Below are 20,237 nucleotides of genomic sequence, written 5' to 3'. Positions count from 1 at the left end.
CGAGAGTACGGGGGCGTTTCCCTTCGCTGTCAAGGCTGTCCATACTGTGAGCCGTGCGTCTCAAGTCGGTTGACGTGGAAACGGGTGCCTGTTCCACTTGGCACATGCGTCCACAGCAGCGGCTGGTCACCCGCTCCCACATCGACTTCGGTCGCGTGTGGTCCTCCTCCTGTTGAGCCGACCCCCCTGCTCGCCCTGATCCAGGGCGCACCGCGCGTTCTTCCCACGCCTTCACACGCGTTTCCCCTCCCCTCTTCGCGCTCCCCTTTCCTTGTCCCTCCCCCGCGTTCCCGTGCGCTTGCGCGCTTTTCCTCGCGCTTGCGTGCTTGCGCGCGCCATGCCGTGCGCTTCCGTGCACTTCCCTGCGATTCCTCGTGCCCTCTCGCGCCCCTTCGCCCCTTCGCCCCTGCCCTCAGGAGACCGCAGACCATGCGTACGTCCCGTACCCGTAACCGGCTTCTCGTGCCTTCCGTCCTGGTCGTCTCGGCGGCCCTGTCGCTCACCGCCTGCGGCCCCGGCGACTCGGCCGGCTCCGGCGGAGGCCGGGCCCGGGCGGCGCGGAGCACCGGGATTCCGACCACGGACGTCGTCTCGGACATCAGGCCGGACGCCGCCGCGGCCAAGCTGCTGCCCCCGGGTGTGCACCACCTCACCGTCGGGGTCGCCGTCTCCGGCCAGTTGCCCGGGACGAGTTACCTGGACGACGGCACCACGCTGGTCGGGCAGGACATCGACTTCTCCAACGCCGTCGCCAAGGCGCTGGGCATCACGCTGAAGGTGGAGCCGGCGAGTTTCGAGGCGATCCTGCCGGCGCTCGGCAGCGGCAAGTACGACGTCGGCGCGAGCAACTTCGGCGTCACCGACGAACGGCGCAAGACGCTCGACTTCGTCACCTACATCAACGACGGCCAGGGCTTCGCCGCACGCGAGGACAGCAAGCTGACGAAGATCACCGATCTGAGGCAGCTGTGCGGGCTGAACATCGCGACCGGAGCGGGCACGACCTTCCAGGCCACGCTGGAGAAGAACAAGCACATCTGCGCGGACGCGGGCGAGCAGGCGTACGAAGTGCAGACGTACGGCGAGTCGGGCGCCCTGTGGTCCTCGTTGCAGCAGGGCCGCAGCGACGTGGTGATGTCCACGATCAACGGCCTGCGGTACGCGGTCGCCCAGCAGCCGGGCCTGAAGTTCCTGAACGAGTACCACCGTCTCGACGTCGGCTTCGCCTTCGAGAAGGGCACGAAGCTCGCACCCGCCTTCCAGGCCGCGGTGAACCACCTGATCGCCGACGGAACGTACGAGAAGATCCTCCGGAAGTGGGGCACCAAGGACTCGGCGATCCCCACGTCGCGCATCTCGCCGCCGGAACTGAGGAGTTGAGGCACGGGCCGTGAGGGGCACGGAGCCGTGATGTCACGCGGCTCCGCCGAACCCCGAGTCGCGCGGGCCGATGCCCACCGGCGACTCGGCGGCGTCTCGGCGCAGCACCGCCTGCTCGACGGCGAGGTCATAGGCGACGCGCTGCACCCTGTCGAACGCCTCGGCGACCTCGAGCACCTCCGGTGCGGCCCGGTCGGGCACGGCGAGCGGCGCGGGCGGCGGCGTCCGGCCCGGGGTGCCGTGCTGCACCGCGGCGAGCGTCCGCGGCAACCGTGTACCGGCCACCTCCCGCATCTGCTCGGTGAGGACGTCGAGCGGCGTGGAGACGGAGCGTACGCAGTCGAGGGCGAGGTGGCCGAGCGCGGTGACCGTCCCGAAGGCGAACAGCGCGAACAGCAGCAGGTCGCGCCGGGCCGCCCCCTCCAGGCCGGCGGCACGGTCCTGGACGTCCCGGCCGAGGGAGATCTGCACCGCGCGCAGGCCGTTGACGGTGGAGGTCATGGACGTCCACCAGGACACGGCCGGCACGGCGCGCGGGCCGAGCCGGCCGCCGCCCCGCACCGCGGCGCTCTCATAGCCGAGCGCGCGGGCGGCGTCCGGCGTGCCGAGCGCCTCGTCGAGCCGCCGCCGCTGGGCCGCGGTGGCCGAGCGCGGAAAGCTCTCCAGGGCGGCCAGCCTGCCGGCGCGGAGCTGGAGGAAGCGGATGTAGTCGTCGGCGGGGAACCGTCCGGCGGCCACCGAGCCGAGCACGATGGCGTGCTCCTCGGCGGTGAACTCCTTGGCGCTGCCGAGGGCCCGGAACGCCTGGTAGGCGGCGCGCAGCCGGGCGTCGTGGGCGTCGTCGAGGCCGAGCTCGAGCCGGTCGAGGGCGGTGATGGCGGCGGTGAAACGGCCGAAGGTCACCTTGACCGACCCGGTGCCGTCGTCGGCGCGCCGGCGGATCGCCGCCAGAGCGTCGAGCCTCCCGAGGGACGCGCGCACGGCGGCGGCGAGGGCGTCGTCGCGGCCCCTGAGCGCTTCCTCGAGCCGGGCCCGGGCGAGGTCGGTGGCCCTGCGCCGCGCGGGGAGCACGGCGCGCAACTGCCGTACACCGCCGAGGTATCCGATGGTCGGTCCGCGCTCCTTCTGAAGTGCGTGGACGAGTGCCTGGAGCGTGAGGCAGAGCCTGGCGTTCGCGGAGGTGCCGGCCACGTCGCGGTACGCCGAGAACTGCTGCGCGGCGGCCGCACCGAACAGGGCGAACAGCACGGCCAGGGGGAGGACGAGGATCCTCAGCAGCCTGGCACGGATGGTGACGTGCACAAACAGACCAACGACCCGGCGGCGCACCGGTCACCACATCATGTGCTTGTTTTACGTGTCGGAAACAATATTTCCTCAGTTGCGGCCGGCAGGGCCGGACGATGCCGAAAACGACACTCCCCCGCGTCCAGTCGAACGTTGAGTCGCGGCGGCTTGTCTGCCACTTCGTTCACCCGTACGCACGACTCGTCACCCATCCACCGCCGCAAATAATATTTCACTCACAGTCAGCAGTGGTTTGCCGGACGGCCCTTGGGACACGCGGGCTCTCGACGTACTGGCTGTGCACCAGTACCGTCACGAAACCCCCGCGCGGCGTCTATCCCCTTGGCGCCACATCCGCATCATGGACGACCATGGAGTTGCGGAAGGCATGAAAGACCGCTGTGAGAGGAGGCGTCCATGGGATCGGTACGCAAGGCGAGTGCCTGGCTCGGCCTCGTCGACGACCACGATGACGAGCGTTACTACGACGACGACTACGCCGAGGGCCAGGACCACGGCGATGCCTGGGTGACCGATCCGCGTGTGAAGGTCGCGTCCGACACCGCGGAGGAGAAGGGCCGCCGGATCGGCACGGTCACCCCGGACAGCTTCCGGGACGCCCGGGTCATCGGTGAACTCTTCCGGGACGGGGTCCCGGTCATCATGAACCTCACCAACATGGAGCCCGCCGACGCCAAGCGCGTGGTGGACTTCGCCGCCGGTCTGATCTTCGGCCTGCGCGGCTCCATCGACCGTGTCTCGAGCCGTGTCTTCCTGCTGACTCCCGCGGACACGGAGATCGTCAGCGGCGACGCCGCCAGCCGTCACGGCGACGGCTTCTTCAACCAGAGCTGAGGCAGGGCCGCACACCGGCCCTGCCCGCTTCGGGCCCGGTCACCGGAAGGCGTCGAGCCCGGTGAGCGCCTTGCCCAGCACGAGCTGGTGCATCTCGACGGTGCCCTCGTAGGTGAGCACCGACTCCAGATTGGTGGCGTGCCGCATCACGGGGTACTCCAGGGAGATCCCGTTGGCGCCGAGGATCGTACGCGCGGTACGGCAGATGTCGATGGCCTCGCGTACGTTGTTGAGCTTGCCGAAGCTGATCTGTTCGGGACGCAGCCGTCCCGCGTCCATGCGACGCCCCAGATGGTGGGCGAGCAGGATGCCCTTGTGCAGTTCGACCGCCATGTCGGCGAGCTTGGCCTGGGTGAGCTGGAATCCGCCGATGGGCCGGCCGAACTGTTCCCTGCTCCTCGCGTAGTTCACGGCGGTCTCGAAGCACGATCGGGCCGCGCCCATCGCCCCCCAGACGATGCCGTACCGGGCGTGGGAGAGACAGCCGAGCGGCCCCTTGAGGCCGACCACATCGGGCAGTACGGCGTCGGCGGGCAGACGCACGTCGTCCAGGACGAGTTCACTGGTGACGGAGGCCCGCAGGGACCACTTGTGCCTGATCTCCGGAGCGGAGTAGCCGGGGGTGCCGCTGGGGACGAGGAACCCGCGGATCCCTTCGTCCGTCCGCGCCCATACGACGGCGACACCCGCGACCGAGCCATTGGTGATCCACATCTTGCGGCCGTTCAGGATCCAGTCGGAGCCGTCGCGCTTGGCGTGGGTGCGCATCGAGGCGGGGTCGGAACCGTGATCGGGCTCGGTGAGCCCGAAGCAGCCGATGACCTCACCTGTGGCCATGCGCGGCAGCCACTGCTGCTTCTGCTCCTCGCTGCCGAAGCGGTGCACGGCGTACATGGCGAGGGAGCCCTGGACGGAGACGAGGGACCGGATCCCGGAGTCGGCGGCCTCCAGCTCCAGGCAGGCCAGGCCGTACTGCACGGCGCTGGCGCCGGCGCAGCCGTAGCCGCTGAGCGACATGCCGAGGGCGCCCAGGGAGCCGAGCTCCCTGGCGAGCTCGCGGATCCCCGGCAGCTCGCCCTTCTCGTACCACTCGGCGACGTACGGCAGCACGCGCTCCGCCGCCCAGGTTCGCACCGTCTCGCGGATGGCCAGATCCTCGGCGTCCAGCAGGTCGTCGATCCCGAGCGGATCGGCGGGGTCGAAGGGCGGCAACGTCGGGGACGCGGTCATGGGGGCAGCCTCCGTGACACTGAAAACTAGCAGCGCTAGTCAGGACTGGTCGGGCCGACGCTACGACGCCCCGGGCCGCGCGTCCAGTACCGGGCTCCGCGCCCCGTGTCCGCGAAGGGCCGCTTCGTGCGCCGAGCCGCACGCCGTCACCGGCCCGTCGGCGGGCGGGCGCCCGGTCAGGCCGAGACGCGGGAGTGCTCGGTCTTCCGCGGGGCCGGGACGGCGGCCTCGCCCGCCGGGGACGGCGACTCGCCGTGCACGGCCCGCGGCAGCCGCAGCGCCATCACCGCGCCCAGCACCAGCAGACCGGCGCTGACCAGAAGCGTGACATGCAGGCCGTGGACGAAGGAGTCACGCGCCGCATGGCGCAGGGCCGCGCCGCGTGCTCCGCCCAGCCGGTCCGCCACCTCGTACGCCTCGCCGAGCGAATGCCCGGCGGCCCTGGACGCCGACGCCGGAACGCCCGGCACCGACGCCAGGCCGGGGGCGTACGCCGCGTTCATCACGCTGCCCAGCAGGGCGACCCCGATCCCCGCGCCCAGCTGGTACGACGTCTCGCCGATCGCCGCGGCCCCGCCGGACTGCGCCTGCGGCGCCTCGCTCAGCATCGACTCGTACGCGCCGAACAGGGTCGTCTCCAGCCCGAAGCCGAGCAGGACGAAACCGAACAGGAGGAGCCCCGGGTTGTCGTGCCCGCCCATCAGCGTGAGGGTGAGCACGGCGACGGCCGTCAGGCAGAAGCCGGACGCCACCATCCTGCGGGGTCCCAGGCGTTGCAGCAGCTGTGAGCCGACCAGCCCGGCCGCCATCGCCGCGAACGTCAGCGGCAGCAGCCGCAGCCCCGTCCGCAGCGGCGACAGGTGCAGCACCAGCTGTAGGTACTGGGCCGCGATCAGTTCGAGGCCGACCAGGGCCAGCATTGCGAGCACGATGCACCCGACGGACGTGCCGAACGCCGGGCGGGCGAACATCCTCAGATCCACCAACGGGTACGTACGGCGCCGCTGCCGCCGTACGAACGCGACCAGCAGTGCCGCGCCCACCAGCAGCGGCAGCAGGGTGAACGGGCCGAGCGGCGACTGTCCGCCGCCGAGCCGCTTCACGCCGAGCACCAGTGCGACCAGGCCGCCGGTCGCCATGAGCGCGCCGAGCACGTCCCAGGGGCCCTCGCGGTCGCCCTTCGACTCCGGCAGCAGCAGCCGCCCCACCGGCAGGCTGACCAGCATCAGGGGGATGTTGATCAGGAAGACCGAGCCCCACCAGTAGTGCTCGAGGAGGAATCCGCCCAGCAGCGGGCCGATCGCCGCACCCACCGCGGCCACCGCGCTCCAGATGCCGATCGCCAGCGCCCGCTCGCGCCGGTCGGGGAAGACCTGGCGCAGGATGGACAGGGTGGCGGGCATGATCATCGCGCCGCCCACGCCGAGCAGCACCCGCGCCGCGATCAGCACCTGTGCGTCCTGGGCGAGGGCCGCCACACCGGAGGCGATGCCGAACAGGCCGTATCCGAGCAGCAGGACGCGTCTGCGGCCGACGCGGTCGCCCAGTGTGCCGAAGAGGATCATCAGCGAGGCGCACACGAGCGGGTAGGTGTCGACGATCCAGAGCAGTTCCATGCCACCGGGCTTGAGGTCCTCGGTGACGGCGGGCATCGCGACGTGCAGCACGGTGGCGTCGACGGCGACGAGCAGCAGGCTCACACAGAGGACGACGAGGACGACCCAGCGGCTCGCACCCGCCCCGGCCTCCCGACGGCGCGACGCGGCGGCCGTGGTCGTCCCGGACATGTAGGTACCTCCCAGATGGTCCCTCGCTCCGGCGGATCCACGGGGTGGGGACGCCCCCGCGACCGGTGCCGGGAGGAGCGGTGCTCCCGGAGGCGCGACGAAGCGAGTGAGCCGCCAGCGTACGCGAGTTCCCGGAGCCATCGCGTGGCGGACCTCTCACGTTCCCCCGGGAAGAGGTGTGGCGTACGCCACCTCTCCCGCGGTGCACCACGTGACATGAGCGCCTGCGGTTCCCCGCGCCGTCGATAATCGGGCGCGTGAAAGACCTTGCCCGGCGCACGGCGCCGTCCCCCGTCGGCGCCGTACGCCGGGCCGTCCCCGCCCTCGTCGGCGCCGCCCCCGCCCTCGTGGGGTATGTGGCCGTCCGCGCCCTGGGCCTCGTCACGCTCGCCGTCTGGAGCGCGGCGCGCGGCACGAGCCCACACACCCTGCTGGCCGCCCGCTGGGACTCGCTCTGGTACACCCGGGTCGCCGCCCTCGGCTACGGCTACGAGGTCCACCTCCCGAACGGCGACGTGCACTCGAACCTGGCGTTCTTCCCGCTGCTGCCCTGGCTGGAGCGGCTCGGCGCGGCGGTGACCCCGTTGTCGTACGCCGACGTGGGGCTGGTCGTGTCCGCGCTCGCCTCGCTCGCCGCGGCCTGGGGGATCTTCGCCGTCGGGGATCATGTGTACGGCCTCCGGACGGGCGTCTGCCTGGTCCTGCTGTGGGCGGTGCTGCCGGTCGGGATCGTGCAGTCGATGGCGTACAGCGAGTCCCTTTTCACGGCGCTCGCCGCCTGGTCCCTTTACGCGGTCCTCACCGGCCGCTGGGTGACGGCGGGTGCGCTCGCCTCCCTGGCGGGCCTGACCCGGCCGGTGGGCGCGGCCGTCGTCGCGGCCGTATGGGCGGCGGCGTTCACCTCGTTCCCGCACGAGGGGCGCACGCCTGCGGCGGACGGCGCCCACCGGGTGCGCCGCGCGCTCGGTGTGCTGATCGCCCCGCTCGGGGCCGCCGGCTACGTCCTGTGGGTCGGCCATCGCACGGGCAGGGGTCCCTTCGGCTATCTCCACGTCCAGGCGGGCTGGCACAACGGATTCGACGGCGGCTACGCCTTCGCCCGCTTCGTCGCGGGCAAGTTCACTTCTTTCCCCGCGGCCCTGGTCGGCGTGGGACTGATCATCGGCGTGGCGTTGCTCGTCTGGCTGTACGTGGTGTGCGTCCGGCAGGGTCAGCCGTTGCCGTTGCTGGTGTACACGGGTGTGGTCGTGTTGCTCGCCCTGTGCGCGTCGAGCTACTTCGGCTCGAAACCGCGCCTGCTGCTGCCCGCCTTCCCCTTGGTGCTGCCCCTCGCCCGGGCACTGGCCCGGGCGCGTCCGTCCAGGTCCGCGGCGACGTTCGGGAGTGTCGCCGCGGCATCGGCGGTGTACGGAGCGTTCTGGCTGAACGGCTCCGGTCCGCCGTGATCCACTCCTCCGCGCGCGGTGAGCGGCCGGATAATTCCGGCCCAGCATTCGGTGAACGTATAGATAAGCGCCAGATAACGAAGGCCCTTGGCGGTCAATGGAATTGAAGGACGAGCGGGCCGCCGATAACAGAATCCTTAGAAATAAACCCCCTGTTGAGAGGAATCCCACATCACATCGTCATCACAAACCCGGTGATTCGGCCGGGGGCGCAGCTCACTCGCTGTAACGTCGATTGAGTGCGTACCGAACGAATGCTGAGGCGTCTGGACCGGGTCTTCACCCGGTTGGACCGTGAACCGGAACGACCGGCCCACATTGATGTGCCCAGGATGAGCCGGCACCGAGTGGTTCTCCTCTCGGCAACCCTGGCCTTCTACGCGGCGATCGTGTGGGCCGTCGTCGTCTCCTCCTGGCTGGTCCGGCTCGACTGGCAGGTCATGTTCTTCCGGCCGTACCAGCAGTGGCCGCAGATCCACGCGTTTCTCGACTACTACGTGGTACTGGGCCAGCGCGGCCCCACCGCCGTGATGGTCGCGGCCTGGCTGGGCTGGCGCTCATGGCGGCAGCACACCCTGCGCCCGCTGCTCGCTCTGGGTGCCGCGCTGCTCCTGCTGAACATCACGGTGGGCGCCGCCAAGTACGGGATGGGCCGCCTCGGGCCGCACTACGCGACCGTCATCGGGTCGAACGAGATGTGGCGCGGCGGCGATATATTCCCCTCCGGCCACACCGCGAACGCGGTGGTGACCTGGGGCATCCTGGCCTATCTGGCCTCGACGCCGCGGGCCAGGCGCTGGCTGTCCGCGCTCTCCGCGGTGACCTCCCTCGGCGTCGGTCTGACCACGGTCTACCTGGGCACGCACTGGCTGAGCGATGTGCTCCTCGGCTGGGCCGCGGGACTGCTGATCCTGCTGGCCCTGCCCTGGTTCGAGCCGCTGATCGCCCGCACCGAGACGGCCATCCTCGACCTGCGGGACCGCCGGCGCAGCAGCCGTGCCGTCCCGGCGCCCGCGCCGGTCCCCCTGGCCGCGCCCCCGCGGGCCGTCACCCCGCGCACGACCGCGGACGGGGAGGCGCCCGTCCTGCAGCCGGTGGCCGCGACCCGCGCGGCCCGGCCGCCGGTCCATCTGGCTCCCGGACCGCACACCACGCGTGCGGAGCGCACCCCGGTCACCCCGGTCGGCAGCCGCCGCCCGCCGCACCCCGACCGGTTGCCGCGCGGCACCACCCCGGCCCGGCCGCTGGCAGGCGGCTGAGCACACCCCCGCGGGGACAGGTACGCACAGCCTCCTCGCAACACGAAGGCCCCGGCTCGCATCGCGAGCCGGGGCCTTCGGTCGTCAGCCCTTCCAGCAGCGCCTGACCATGCCGTCGACGACCTCGAAGTTCAGCCGTCCGGCGCGGTATTCCATGGTGATGATCGTGCCCGGGGGCAGAGAACGGACCGGGTGCCAGCCGCGCTCGCTGGCGAGCCGCTCGGCCCGCTGCGCCTCCAGGCCGACGTAGGTCTCCGGGGAGTCCTCGGGTTCGGCGTCCGGGGTGGGAATGGGTGCCATGCCGCCACGTTAGGCCGCGGCCCCCGGGTCACGGAAGTCCGGCCGCCCGCCCCACGAACCACCTGTCCCACTCCGGTCACGCTTGTGTCACAGAATCACGACACCCGTTTCGCCCCCACAACGTCACACGTTCGAGGGGTTGCGCATGCGCCACGCCCCTCTTCGAACGCAATTCGGATCCGGTTGGAGCACGCTCGGAAGGGGTTCGCGATAAACCCCGCGGAAAGCGTGGTCCGCAGTTCGCTCCCAGCACTTTCCCATTTCGATTCGGGGAGGGCGCGCACCACCTGACTCCACATAAGTAATGCACGGCTTCGGCACAGAATCCCCGCACGCCCCCTGTCGGAGCGTGCGCGGGGACGCGCATCATGGCGTGAGCCCGCGCGCATACCGAGCCGCGGGTCGTGGCAGGCCCGGTATGCGACGAGCGAGGGGGCAAGCGATGGGGACGGACACCGCGCAGGCGGCCACGGCGGTCCCGCGGAGGAGGCGGCCGGGACAGCGGGTCATCGACTGGCTGACGACCACCGACCACAAGAAGATCGGCCACCTCTATCTGGTGACGTCCTTCGCGTTCTTCCTGGTCGGCGGCGTCATGGCGCTGCTGATGCGGGCGGAACTGGCCCGGCCGGGGCTCCAGATCATGAGTGCGACCCAGTACAACCAGCTGTTCACCCTGCACGGCACGATCATGCTGCTGCTGTTCGCCACCCCCACCTTCGCAGGCTTCGCGAATGAGATCATGCCGCTCCAAATCGGCTCCCCCGATGTGGCGTTCCCGCGGCTGAACATGTTGTCCTACTGGCTGTTCCTGTTCGGCGGGCTCATCGTGCTGGGCTCGCTGCTGACGCCGGACGGCGCCGCCGACTTCGGCTGGTTCGCCTACGCGCCGCTCAACAGCCTGCAACACACTCCGGGCATCGGCGCCGATATGTGGATCATGGGCCTCGCGCTCGCAGGCTTCGGGACGATTCTCGGCGCGGTGAACTTCCTGACGACCATCGTCGGGATGCGCGCGCCGGGCATGACGATGTTCCGGATGCCGATCTTCACCTGGAACACGCTGTTCACGTCGATTCTCATCCTGATGGCGTTCCCCGTGCTGGCCGCGGCGCTGCTGGTCCTGGAGGCGGACCGGCGGTTCGGCTCACAGGTGTTCGAGGCGGCGAACGGGGGGGCGCTGCTGTGGCAGCACCTGTTCTGGTTCTTCGGCCATCCCGAGGTGTACATCATCGCGCTGCCGTTCTTCGGGATCATCACGGAGATCATCCCGGTGTTCAGCCGCAAGCCGATCTTCGGGTATCTCACGCTGGTCGGCGCGACGATGGCGATCACAGGTCTGTCGGTGGTCGTCTGGGCGCACCACATGTTCGCGACGGGTGCGGTGCTGCTGCCGTACTTCTCCTTCCTCTCGTTCATGATCGCGGTGCCCACGGGCGTGAAGTTCTTCAACTGGAGCGGCACGATGCTCAGGGGCGCCCTGTCCTTCGAGACGCCGATGCTGTGGGCGACCGGGTTTCTGGTGTCTTTCCTGTTCGGCGGCCTGACCGGGGTGATCCTGGCCTCGCCGCCGCTGGACTTCCACGTCACCGACTCCTATTTCGTGGTCGCCCACTTCCACTACGTCGTCTTCGGCACCGTCGTCTTCGCGACCTTCGGCGGCTTCTATTTCTGGTGGCCCAAGTTCACCGGGAAGATGCTCGACGAACGGCTGGGGAAGATCCACTTCTGGACGCTGTTCGTCGGTTTCCACATCACGTTCCTGGTGCAGCACTGGCTGGGCGCCGAGGGCATGCCGCGCCGGTACGCGGACTATCTGGCCGCCGACGGCTTCACCGCGCTCAACACGGTCTCCACCATCGGCGCGTTCCTGCTCGGGATGTCGACGCTGCCGTTCCTCTACAACGTCTGGCGGACCGCGCAGTACGGCACCAAGGTGGAGGTCGACGACCCCTGGGGCTTCGGCCGTTCCCTGGAATGGGCGACCTCCTGCCCGCCGCCGCGGCACAACTTCGTCACGTTGCCCCGGATCCGCTCCGAGTCCCCGGCGTTCGACCTGCATCATCCCCGGTACGCCGCCCAGGTCCCGCAGCCCGAGCCAAAGCGGCATCAAGCCGGTCACGAGCCCTCCTGAGGGCGTCGGTGAGCTCCACGGGCTCCAGCACCTCGAAGTCCAGGCCCATCATCAGGACGTGAACCACCATCACGTCCAGACTGGCGGCGCCCGTGCGCAGCAGACAACTGGTGTCGGTCTCCGCCTCCAGGGTTCCGGCGGACGGCGAGACCCGCTCGGCCGCCTCGTGCAGCGGCACCAGCAGCCGCACGACGGCCTGGGTGGCGTACGCGCGCGTGGAGACCCCACGCGAGACATAGGCGGCCAGGTCGTCCGCCGGCGGGGTGCGCGGGGTGAAGCGGGGACCGTGCGGCGGCTTCGGGGTGAGGCGGTCGACGCGGAAGGTGCGCCAGTCCTCCCGGTCGACGTCCCAGGCGACCAGATACCAGCGTCGCTCGCTGCACACGAGGCGGTGCGGTTCGACCGTGCGGCGGGTGGGGGCACTCCCGTGGGGGCGGTACTCGAAGCGCAGCCGCTCCGCGTCCCGGCACAGGTGGGCGAGTTCCGTGAGGACGGCCGGGTCGACGGCGGAGGGCCCGGGGGCGCGCAGCATCGGCACGGTGAAGGCGTTGAGCGCGGCGACCCGGCGGCGCAGCCGGTCCGGCAGCACCTGTTCGAGCTTGGCGAGCGCGCGTACGGAGGTCTCGCCGATGCCCTCGATGCCCTGCCCGGCGGCCGTGCGCAGCCCCACCGCGACGGCCACCGCCTCGTCGTCTTCCAGGAGCAGTGGGGGCAGCTCGGCTCCCGCGCCGAGCCGGTACCCGCCGCCGGTGCCCGGCCCGGCGTGGACCGGGTAGCCCAGCTCGCGCAGCCGGTCCACGTCCCGGCGCACGGTGCGGGAGCTGACGCCGAGGCGTTGGGCGAGGTCCGCGCCGGACCACTCGCGGTGGGTCTGGAGCAGGGACAGCAGGCGCAGCAGTCGTGCCGAGGTCTCCAGCATGGTCCGAGTCTGCCAGGCCTTTCGCACGGCGATCCGGGCCGTCGGGCCGCTGACGGGCGCGCCCGGCCGTCGGGTCCCCCTTGCCGAGGCCGTCGGCGGGGGCGACGGACGCCTCGGGAACGGCCCGGGCCCCGACGCCGCCTCGGGAACGGCCCGGGCCCCGACGCCGCCTCGTGGACGTCGGGGCCCGGGAGCCGAGCCGGTCAGAGGGCGAGCCGCTGCCCGGGCACGATCAGGTCGGGGTCACCGCCGATGACCGCCTTGTTGCGCGCGTAGAGCTGCTGCCAGCTGGTTCCGTGCCGCTCGGCGATGCTGCTGAGCGTGTCGCCGCTGCGGACCGTGTAGTCGCCGCGGGACGCCCCTCGGCCGGTGTGTCCCGTCGAGCGCTGCGGCGCCTTCGCCGACTGCTTCGACGGTGCGGATTCGGTGGTGGCGGATCCGGAGGAGGCGTGCGACGAGCGCGCGGTTCCCGAGGACGAGTGCCTGGCCGCCGGGGCTCCCGCGGCGGCGGGCGCGGAGCCGCTCGCTCCGGCACGCGCGGAGCAGACGGGCCATGCGCCCCAGCCCTGCGCCCGCTGGACGTTGGCGGCGACGGCGATCTGTGCGCCCTTGGAGGCCTGGTCGGCGGTCGGGGCGTAGGCCGTGCCGCCGTACGCCCGCCAGGTGCCGGCCGAGAACTGGAGTCCTCCGTAGTAGCCGTTGCCGGTGTTGATGTGCCAGTTCCCGCCGCTCTCGCACTGGGCGATGCGGTCCCACACCCCGCCGTCCGCCGCGGCGGCGTTGCCGGTCGCGGCGAGCAGTCCGAGCGGGGCGAGCAGGGCCGCTCCGGCGAGGACCGCCGTCGTACGGGCGTGACGGGTCTTACGGGTGTTATCGGCACATTCAGACATGTAATTCCCTCTCCACGTACCCGGGATCCCCCAAGGCGGAGCGCGTCGGTCCGCGCAGGGAGCGCGGTCGTCGCGCGCCGCCCCGTCCACCGGAAGTGGTGCTGCGCGCCGGCTGTGCGGCGCGGCCGGTGGACGTACCCGGGCGGTGCTCGTTGCACACGGCGGAGGAATGTATGGAGGGTGGCCGCCCGATATCAACCAACTCCTCGTCATTCCAGGCCAGTTCGCCGTTACCGTCGGTATCGGCGATTTCCGGCCAACCCTTTCATTCGCTGATGTCAGGATTTTTCGACCACCCCACCTCGACGCCTGTGACCCACTTCACGCATCCAACTCTCTTGGCAGACCGGGGAGTTAACACGGAGTAACGCATTCCGCCCGGCCTTTCACCCTGCGCGTCGGATGGTTCGATTCCGTTCGCGCCCGAGCGTGACTCCGGCCACAGATCGCCCGTTGTCATCTTCATGAGCCGGGGACCGCCGGGCTCATGGGCCGGGAGCCACCCGGCACCGTCACGCACCGCATCCCGAGGGAGCCACCCGTGCCGCGCATGCTCGACGTCAGCGACGCCGTACGCGCCGAGATCGGCGACGAAGAAGCCGACCGGCTGCTCGCCGGAGAGAACACCCCGGGCAGTTACGACTGCACCTCCTGCCGTACCCCGGGCGACTCCGAGCAGGAGCGCACCAGCACCGTCCTGTTCATCGGCGAGGAGACCGCCGTCCTCGCCTTCGCCCATGCCACCTGCCTGCCCTCCCAGGTCGTCCAGGTCACGGAGGAGCAGCTACAGGGCGCCGTCCGCTCCTTCACCGCCGAGACGGGAGGCGTCCAGAGCGCCCCCGAGCAGGCCGTGCTGGGCATCACCAGCGGGCTCGTCCTGATCGCCGGGGAACTGCACCCCGCGCTCGTCGTTGAGCCGACCGCACCCATCGTGCGCCCCGGCGGCACGGGCGCCGGGGACGACTTCCTGCCCCTGCTCATCGAGCAGGGCTTCAGGCCGCTCACCGAGATCGCCACGGTGCCACCCGTGCTGCACGGCTGGTCGGTGCTGCTCGCCATGGGCCAGCTGCACGCGGTGCTCCAGCCCGGCGGCAACGGCGGGCAGCCCGTCGCCTGGTGGCAGGCCCACCAGCCGCTCCAGGTCACCGAGGGCTGGCGGGCGGCCGCCAACAAGCACCAGCAGGTGCTGATGTTCGCGGCGCCGGTCGGCTCGATCGGCCGCCAGCCGCGCGAGGACCTGCTCCGTGACGCGCTGGACAAGGCGGCCGTGAACGGGAAGCTCGTCGCCGCCGCCCTGCCGCTGGCGGGCACCTGACACGCGGGTCCCTCCACCGGGCGCGGGGGCCATGACGGTCGCGCAGCCCCCCGCGCCCCGTCACCGACCCGCGCCCCGAAGCGGCGCACCACGCCACCGGGAGACAGACCCTGACGAACCGGACCAACCGACCGCATCCCTTGGGCGACGGGGTCGTTGGCACCTACGTGCACGCATACGACGTCCCCCGCCGCCAGTCCTATCAGCCGATCCCCTCCGGGCGAGCGGCCCAGGACCCTTCGGCCGGCTCATCGACCACGCCGATCTACGACGAGCTGTACGCCGAGTACAACCGGGCCTTCCGCGCCTGCCCGGGCGACCGCAGCGGCGAGGAGGAGCTGGGCTTCGTCGCCTTCTCCCACTCCGGGCACGACACGGGCTCGTACGGCACGGGGTCCTACGGCAGCCGCCACGGCACCCCCCAGCACGCCACCGGTCATCTGGCCGCCCCACACGGCCAGTCGGCCACGGCCACTACCATCTGGCAGCAGGTGGCGCGGCAGGCCAGGGGGATGCATCCCGTCCCCGCGCTGCCTCCGGCACCACGCAGAGGGCTCTGACGACGTGCGAGAGGGGCGGCCCGAAGGAGGCCGCCCCTCTCGCATGTCGCCGCGCCCGTTACGTCACTTCTTCTTGCCGCGCTTCTCCCGGACGCGCACCGAGATGTGGATCGGCGCTCCCTCGAAGCCGAACTCCTCGCGCAGCCGCCGCTCGATGAACCGGCGGTAGCCCGCCTCGATGAAGCCGGAGGCGAAGAGCACGAACCGGGGAGGCCTGGTACCCGCCTGCGTGCCGAAGAGGATGCGCGGCTGCTTGCCGCCGCGGACCGGGTGCGGATGCGCGGAGACCAGCTCACCGAGGAAGGCGTTCAGACGGCCCGTCGGAACACGGGTCTCCCAGCCCGCCAGGGCCGTCTCGATCGCCGGGACCAGCTTCTCCATATGGCGTCCGGTGCGCGCCGAGACGTTCACCCGCGGCGCCCACGCGACCTGGCCCAGCTCGGTCTCGATCTCCCGCTCCAGGTAGTAGCGGCGCTCCTCGTCGAGGGTGTCCCACTTGTTGTAGGCGAGAACGAGCGCACGGCCCGCCTCCACGGCCATGGTGACGATGCGCTGGTCCTGGACCGAGATGCTCTCGGTGGCATCGATCAGCACGACCGCGACCTCGGCCTTCTCGACCGCGGCCGCGGTGCGCAGCGAGGCGTAGTAGTCCGCGCCCTGCTGGAGGTGGACCCGCTTGCGGATACCGGCCGTGTCGACGAACTTCCAGGTCTTGCCGCCGAGTTCGATCAGCTCGTCGACCGGGTCACGGGTGGTGCCGGCCAGCTCGTTGACGACGACGCGCTCCTCGCCCGCCACCTTGTTCAGCAGCGAGGACTTGCCGACGTTCGGGCGGCCGATCAGGGCGATACGGCGCGGTCCGCCGACCCCGCCGTTGCCGAAGGTCTGGGCGGGTGCCTCGGGCAGGGCCTCGAGGACGGCGTCCAGCATGTCTCCGGTGCCGCGGCCGTGGAGGGCGGAGACGGGGTGGGGCTCGCCGAGGCCGAGGTTCCACAGGTACGCCGCGTCGGCCTCGCCGCTCGGGCCGTCGACCTTGTTGGCGCAGAGCACCACGGGCTTGCCGGCCTTGCGCAGCAGACGTACGACCGCCTCGTCGGTGTCGGTGGCGCCGACCTTGGCGTCGACGACGAAGACGACCGCGTCGGCCGCCTCGATGGCGTACTCCGCCTGGGCGGCCACGGAGGCGTCGATGCCGAGGACGTCCTGTTCCCAGCCGCCGGTGTCGACGACCTTGAAGCGGCGGCCCGCCCACTCGGCGTCGTAGGTCACGCGGTCGCGGGTGACGCCGGGCTTGTCCTCGACGACCGCCTCACGACGGCCGATGATCCGGTTGACCAGGGTCGACTTGCCGACATTGGGGCGGCCGACGACGGCGAGCACGGGCAGCGGGCCGTGTCCGGCCTCCTCGATGGCGCCCTCGACGTCCTCGAGGTCGAAGCCCTCTTCCGCGGCGAGCTCCATGAACTCCGCGTACTCGGCGTCGCCGAGCGCCCCGTGCTCGTACTCGTGTCCGTCCGAGCCCTCGGGCCGAATGTCGTCGTTCATGAAGTCCGTACCTCGTTCATCGTGGTGATCGGTGGAGCACCGTGCCTACGGTGATCCACTACTCAAGTGTCGCTCTCGCGCCCGGTGAGGCGCCTGGCGTTTTCCAGGTGCGCGGTGAGCCGCCCCTGTATGCGCACGGTCGCCTCGTCCAGCGCCTTGCGCGTGCGCCGCCCGCTGCCGTCGCCCGCCTCGAACGGGTCGCCGAAGACGACGTCGATGCGGCTGCGCAGCGGGGGCAGTCCCTTTACCAACCGTCCGCGCCGCTCCGAGCTTCCCAGCACGGCGACCGGCACGATCGGCGCCCCGCTGCGCACCGCGAAGTAGGCGAGTCCGGCGCGCAGCGAGGCGAAGTCGCCGTCGCCGCGGGTGCCCTCCGGGAAGATCCCGAGGACGCCCCCGTTCTCCAGCACGCCGAGCGCCTGGGTGACCGCCGTGCGGTCGGTGGTCGTGCGGTCCACCTTCAGCTGGCCGATCCCGGTGAGGAAAGGGTCCAGCGGGCCGACGAACGCCTCCTTCTTGATCAGGAAGTGCGTCGGCCGGGGCGCCACGCCCATGACCATCGGACCGTCGATGTTGTGGGAGTGGTTGACCGCGAAGATCGCCGGGCCGGTCGCGGGGACCTTCCAGGCACCGAGGACGCGCGGCTTCCACAGTCCGTACATCAGGGGGACGCCGATGCGCCGCCCCACTTCGGCGCCCCGCTCGGACGGACCCTTGGTCACTTCGCCGCCCGCTTCTCCTCGACGAGGGTGACGACGCACTCGATGACCTGCTGGAGGGTGAGCTCGGTGGTGTCCACCTCGACGGCGTCGTCCGCCTTCGCGAGCGGGGAGGTCGTGCGGCTGGAGTCGGCGGCGTCCCGCTTGATCAGCGCCTCACGGGTGGCGTGCAGGTCCGCGCCCTTCAGCTCGCCGCTGCGGCGGGCGGCACGCGCCTCGGGGGAGGCGGTGAGGAAGATCTTCAGGTCGGCGTCCGGCAGCACGGTCGTGCCGATGTCACGGCCCTCGACGACGATGCCGGTCTGCGCGGCCTCGGCGAGCGACCTCTGCAACTCGGTGATCCGGGCCCGCACCTCCGGCACCGCGCTGACCGCGCTGACACGGGAGGTGACCTCCTGGGTGCGGATCGGACCGGAGACGTCCGTGCCGTCCACGGTGATGGTGGGCGCCGACGGGTCGGTGCCGGAGACGATCTCCGGCTTGCCCACCACGGCCGCGACGGCGCTGGGGTCCGTTATGTCGATGCCGTTGTTGACCATCCACCACGTGATCGCCCGGTACTGGGCGCCGGTGTCCAGGTAGCTCAGCCCGAGCTGCGCGGCCACGGCCTTCGAGGTGCTGGACTTGCCCGTGCCGGAGGGGCCGTCGATGGCGACAATCACTGCCGGGGCGGTCCGGGCGGCGCCGTTTTCCACGGTGGGGACACCTTCCTGGTGCGGGGTGGTGGTGTGGGCGGGACGCGAGTGCGCCCCGCACAAGGTTACTGGCTCGCCGGACCCGGTATGACTGGCGAACGGCGGGGGTGGCCCGTCGCCCTACTGGCGGATCGTCCAGCCGCGCTCCCGCAGTGCCGCGGTCAGCGCCGGGGCCGCCTTGTGCTCCACCATCAGCTGGACCAGGCCGGCCTGCTGGCCCGTCGCGTGCTCGATGCGGACGTCCTCGATGTTGATTCCCGCGAGGCCCGCGTCCGCGAAGATACGGGCCAGCTGGCCGGGCTGGTCCGAGATGAGGACGGCGACGGTCTCGTACACCCGCGGGGCGCTGCCGTGCTTGCCGGGCACCCGGGCCTGGCCCGCGTTGCCCCGGCGCAGCACGTCCTCGACGCCCTGGGCGCCCGCGCGCCGTTTGGCCTCGTCGGACGCCTGGAGGGAGCGCAGGGCCCGTACGGTCTCGTCGAGGTCCGCGGCGACCTCCGCGAGCAGGTCGGCGACCGGGCCCGGGTTCGCGGACAGGATGTCGATCCACATCCTCGGGTCGGAGGCCGCGATCCGGGTCACGTCCCGGATGCCCTGCCCGCTCAGCCGTACTGCCGCCTCCTCCGCGTGCTCCAGGCGGGCGGCCACCATGCTGGAGACGAGGTGCGGCATGTGCGATACCAGCGCGACGGCCCGGTCGTGGGCGTCGGCGTCCATGACGACCGGCACCGCACGGCAGTGCGAGACCAGCTCCAGGGCGAGGTTCAGCACCTCGGTGTCGGTGTCGCGGGTCGGCGTGAGCACCCAGGGGCGGCCCTCGAAGAGGTCTCCGCTGGCCGCCAGCGGGCCGGACTTCTCACGGCCAGACATCGGGTGGGTGCCGATGTAGCGCGCCAGGACGGCCGGGTCGACGTCCAGCGTCGCCAGCTCGCGGCGCGGACCGCCCTTGACGCTGGCCACGTCGATATAGCCCTGCCCCAGCCCGCGCCGCATGGCGTCGGCGAGCGCGCCGGCCACATGCGCGGGCGGAGCCGCCACGATCACCAGGTCGACGGGACCCTCGGGCGCCTCGTCGGTGCCGGCGCCGAGCGCGGCGGCCGTACGGGCCTGCTCGGGGTCGTGGTCGGCGAGGTACACGGTGACCCCGCGCGCGGCGAGCGCCAGGGCCGCCGAGGTGCCGATCAGGCCCGTACCGATGATCAGTGCGGTTCTCACTGGGCGATGTCCTTGCGAAGGGCGGCCGCGGCACCGAGGTAGACATGCGCGATGTCGGCGCGGGGCCGGTCGGACTCGATGTGGGCGAGGATGCGGACGACCCGGGGCATGGCGCCCTCGACGTCCAGTTCCTGGGCGCAGATCAGCGGTACGTCGACGATGCCGAGCTTGCGCGCGGCGGCCGCCGGGAAGTCGCTGTGCAGGTCGGGCGTGGCGGTGAACCAGATGCTGATCAGGTCCTCGGTGGTGAGGCCGTTGCGTTCCAGGACGGCGGTGAGCAGGGCACCCACCCGTTCCCCCATGTGCCCGGCCTCGTCCCGTTCGAGTTGGACGGCGCCCCGGACCGCTCGTACCGGCACGGTGATGCTCCTCGCTGATGTTCGGAAACGTCTGGTCACCAGCGTAGCCAGACGGCGAGGCGCTGATGTGCGCATCCCGCCGGGCGAGACGCCGGTGCACAACGACCAGGCCGGTCCGGCCGGGCGCCCGGTCGAACCAGGCAGGTCCGGCCGGGCGCCCGGTCGCAAGCGCGGGGGAAGGCGGCCGGTTCCCGTCGCAACGGGAACCGGCCGCCTCTCCGTGGATCCGCCTGATCCTGCTCTAGAGGCAACGCCGTTCAGTTAGGCGTGAGGACTGTTCGTCAAGAGTGGTGAACGAGGCAGCGGAGCTGCTGTAGAAGAGGTTTGTCCTCCAAGACATCCT

The 20,237-nt window shown here is 71.3% G+C and carries 18 protein-coding genes; 7 read left to right on the top strand and 11 right to left on the bottom strand.

The features are described 5' to 3' along the window. The first annotated feature begins 429 nt into the window (after positions 1 to 429). Complete coding sequence (locus ABZ823_RS07110; RefSeq protein WP_361654850.1) at positions 430 to 1,380, top strand: ABC transporter substrate-binding protein; 951 nt, start codon at positions 430 to 432, stop codon at positions 1,378 to 1,380. A gap of 33 nt (positions 1,381 to 1,413) precedes the next feature. Here ABZ823_RS07110 and ABZ823_RS07105 read toward each other — a convergent pair whose 3' ends face one another. After that, positions 1,414 to 2,682: a nitrate- and nitrite sensing domain-containing protein gene (locus ABZ823_RS07105; RefSeq protein ID WP_361654847.1), complete on the bottom strand. Its 1,269-nt coding sequence runs from the start codon at positions 2,680 to 2,682 to the stop codon at positions 1,414 to 1,416. A 402-nt stretch (positions 2,683 to 3,084) separates the two neighbouring features. On the opposite strand from ABZ823_RS07105, the gene sepF reads away from it, so the two are divergent. Further along, positions 3,085 to 3,522 carry a cell division protein SepF gene (gene sepF / locus ABZ823_RS07100; RefSeq protein ID WP_361654844.1) on the top strand — a complete coding sequence of 146 codons (438 nt, stop codon included), beginning with the start codon at positions 3,085 to 3,087 and terminating at the stop codon, positions 3,520 to 3,522. A gap of 39 nt (positions 3,523 to 3,561) precedes the next feature. Here the strand turns inward: sepF and ABZ823_RS07095 are convergent, their stop codons facing one another. Beyond that, positions 3,562 to 4,752, bottom strand: a complete 1,191-nt coding sequence (locus ABZ823_RS07095; RefSeq protein ID WP_361654842.1) for an acyl-CoA dehydrogenase family protein — start codon at positions 4,750 to 4,752, stop codon at positions 3,562 to 3,564. 176 nt (positions 4,753 to 4,928) lie between these two features. Further along, on the bottom strand, positions 4,929 to 6,539 hold the full coding sequence (locus tag ABZ823_RS07090; protein ID WP_361654840.1) for an MFS transporter: 1,611 nt from the start codon (positions 6,537 to 6,539) through the stop codon (positions 4,929 to 4,931). Positions 6,540 to 6,796: 257 nt separating this feature from the next. Between ABZ823_RS07090 and ABZ823_RS07085 the strand changes: the two genes are divergently transcribed. Further along, positions 6,797 to 7,984 (top strand): hypothetical protein, encoded by a 1,188-nt coding sequence (locus ABZ823_RS07085; protein WP_361654838.1) that lies wholly within the window; start codon positions 6,797 to 6,799, stop codon positions 7,982 to 7,984. A 239-nt stretch (positions 7,985 to 8,223) separates the two neighbouring features. Beyond that, positions 8,224 to 9,243: a phosphatase PAP2 family protein gene (locus ABZ823_RS07080; RefSeq protein WP_361654835.1), complete on the top strand. Its 1,020-nt coding sequence runs from the start codon at positions 8,224 to 8,226 to the stop codon at positions 9,241 to 9,243. Between the two features lie 84 nt (positions 9,244 to 9,327). On the opposite strand, the gene ABZ823_RS07075 is transcribed toward ABZ823_RS07080, so the two are convergent. Next, positions 9,328 to 9,543: an I78 family peptidase inhibitor gene (locus ABZ823_RS07075; protein ID WP_361654832.1), complete on the bottom strand. Its 216-nt coding sequence runs from the start codon at positions 9,541 to 9,543 to the stop codon at positions 9,328 to 9,330. Positions 9,544 to 9,985: 442 nt separating this feature from the next. On the opposite strand from ABZ823_RS07075, the gene ctaD reads away from it, so the two are divergent. After that, positions 9,986 to 11,677: a cytochrome c oxidase subunit I gene (gene ctaD, locus ABZ823_RS07070; RefSeq protein WP_361654829.1), complete on the top strand. Its 1,692-nt coding sequence runs from the start codon at positions 9,986 to 9,988 to the stop codon at positions 11,675 to 11,677. Here the strand turns inward: ctaD and ABZ823_RS07065 are convergent. Together ABZ823_RS07065 and ABZ823_RS07060 are read right to left on the bottom strand one after the other, a co-directional pair. Then, positions 11,559 to 12,596: a YafY family protein gene (locus tag ABZ823_RS07065; RefSeq protein WP_361654826.1), complete on the bottom strand. Its 1,038-nt coding sequence runs from the start codon at positions 12,594 to 12,596 to the stop codon at positions 11,559 to 11,561. The two genes, ctaD and ABZ823_RS07065, sit on opposite strands and share 119 nt — an antisense overlap. A 203-nt stretch (positions 12,597 to 12,799) precedes the next feature. Continuing rightward, positions 12,800 to 13,486 (bottom strand): transglycosylase family protein, encoded by a 687-nt coding sequence (locus ABZ823_RS07060; protein WP_361654823.1) that lies wholly within the window; start codon positions 13,484 to 13,486, stop codon positions 12,800 to 12,802. A gap of 541 nt (positions 13,487 to 14,027) precedes the next feature. Between ABZ823_RS07060 and ABZ823_RS07055 the strand changes: the two genes are divergently transcribed. Together ABZ823_RS07055 and ABZ823_RS07050 are read left to right on the top strand one after the other, a co-directional pair. Continuing rightward, on the top strand, positions 14,028 to 14,801 hold the full coding sequence (locus ABZ823_RS07055; protein ID WP_361654820.1) for a hypothetical protein: 774 nt from the start codon (positions 14,028 to 14,030) through the stop codon (positions 14,799 to 14,801). 167 nt (positions 14,802 to 14,968) lie between these two features. Then, positions 14,969 to 15,361 carry a hypothetical protein gene (locus ABZ823_RS07050; RefSeq protein ID WP_361654818.1) on the top strand — a complete coding sequence of 131 codons (393 nt, stop codon included), beginning with the start codon at positions 14,969 to 14,971 and terminating at the stop codon, positions 15,359 to 15,361. Positions 15,362 to 15,424: 63 nt separating this feature from the next. On the opposite strand, the gene der is transcribed toward ABZ823_RS07050, so the two are convergent. From der to aroH, 5 genes are all read right to left on the bottom strand, one after another. Continuing rightward, complete coding sequence (gene der, locus ABZ823_RS07045) at positions 15,425 to 16,906, bottom strand: ribosome biogenesis GTPase Der (protein WP_361654815.1); 1,482 nt, start codon at positions 16,904 to 16,906, stop codon at positions 15,425 to 15,427. A 62-nt stretch (positions 16,907 to 16,968) separates the two neighbouring features. After that, positions 16,969 to 17,667, bottom strand: a complete 699-nt coding sequence (locus ABZ823_RS07040) for a lysophospholipid acyltransferase family protein (RefSeq protein ID WP_361654812.1) — start codon at positions 17,665 to 17,667, stop codon at positions 16,969 to 16,971. Next, complete coding sequence (gene cmk, locus ABZ823_RS07035; protein ID WP_361654809.1) at positions 17,625 to 18,320, bottom strand: (d)CMP kinase; 696 nt, start codon at positions 18,318 to 18,320, stop codon at positions 17,625 to 17,627. The genes ABZ823_RS07040 and cmk overlap by 43 nt, the downstream gene beginning before the upstream one ends. Positions 18,321 to 18,440: 120 nt before the next feature. Further along, a complete protein-coding gene (locus tag ABZ823_RS07030; protein ID WP_361654806.1) occupies positions 18,441 to 19,535 on the bottom strand; it encodes a prephenate dehydrogenase in 1,095 nt (364 codons plus the stop codon). Then, entirely contained in the window at positions 19,532 to 19,894 is a 363-nt protein-coding gene (gene aroH, locus ABZ823_RS07025) for a chorismate mutase (protein WP_361654803.1), read from the bottom strand. Before aroH ends, ABZ823_RS07030 begins: the two co-directional genes overlap by 4 nt. Between the last annotated feature and the right edge of the window lie 343 nt (positions 19,895 to 20,237).

The organism is Streptomyces sp. NPDC047079 (assembly GCF_040643755.1).
In the GTDB taxonomy this organism is placed as follows: domain Bacteria; phylum Actinomycetota; class Actinomycetes; order Streptomycetales; family Streptomycetaceae; genus Streptomyces.
The sequence above is the reverse complement of the archived record's forward strand: the minus strand, read 5'-3'. Positions and strand labels throughout refer to the sequence as shown.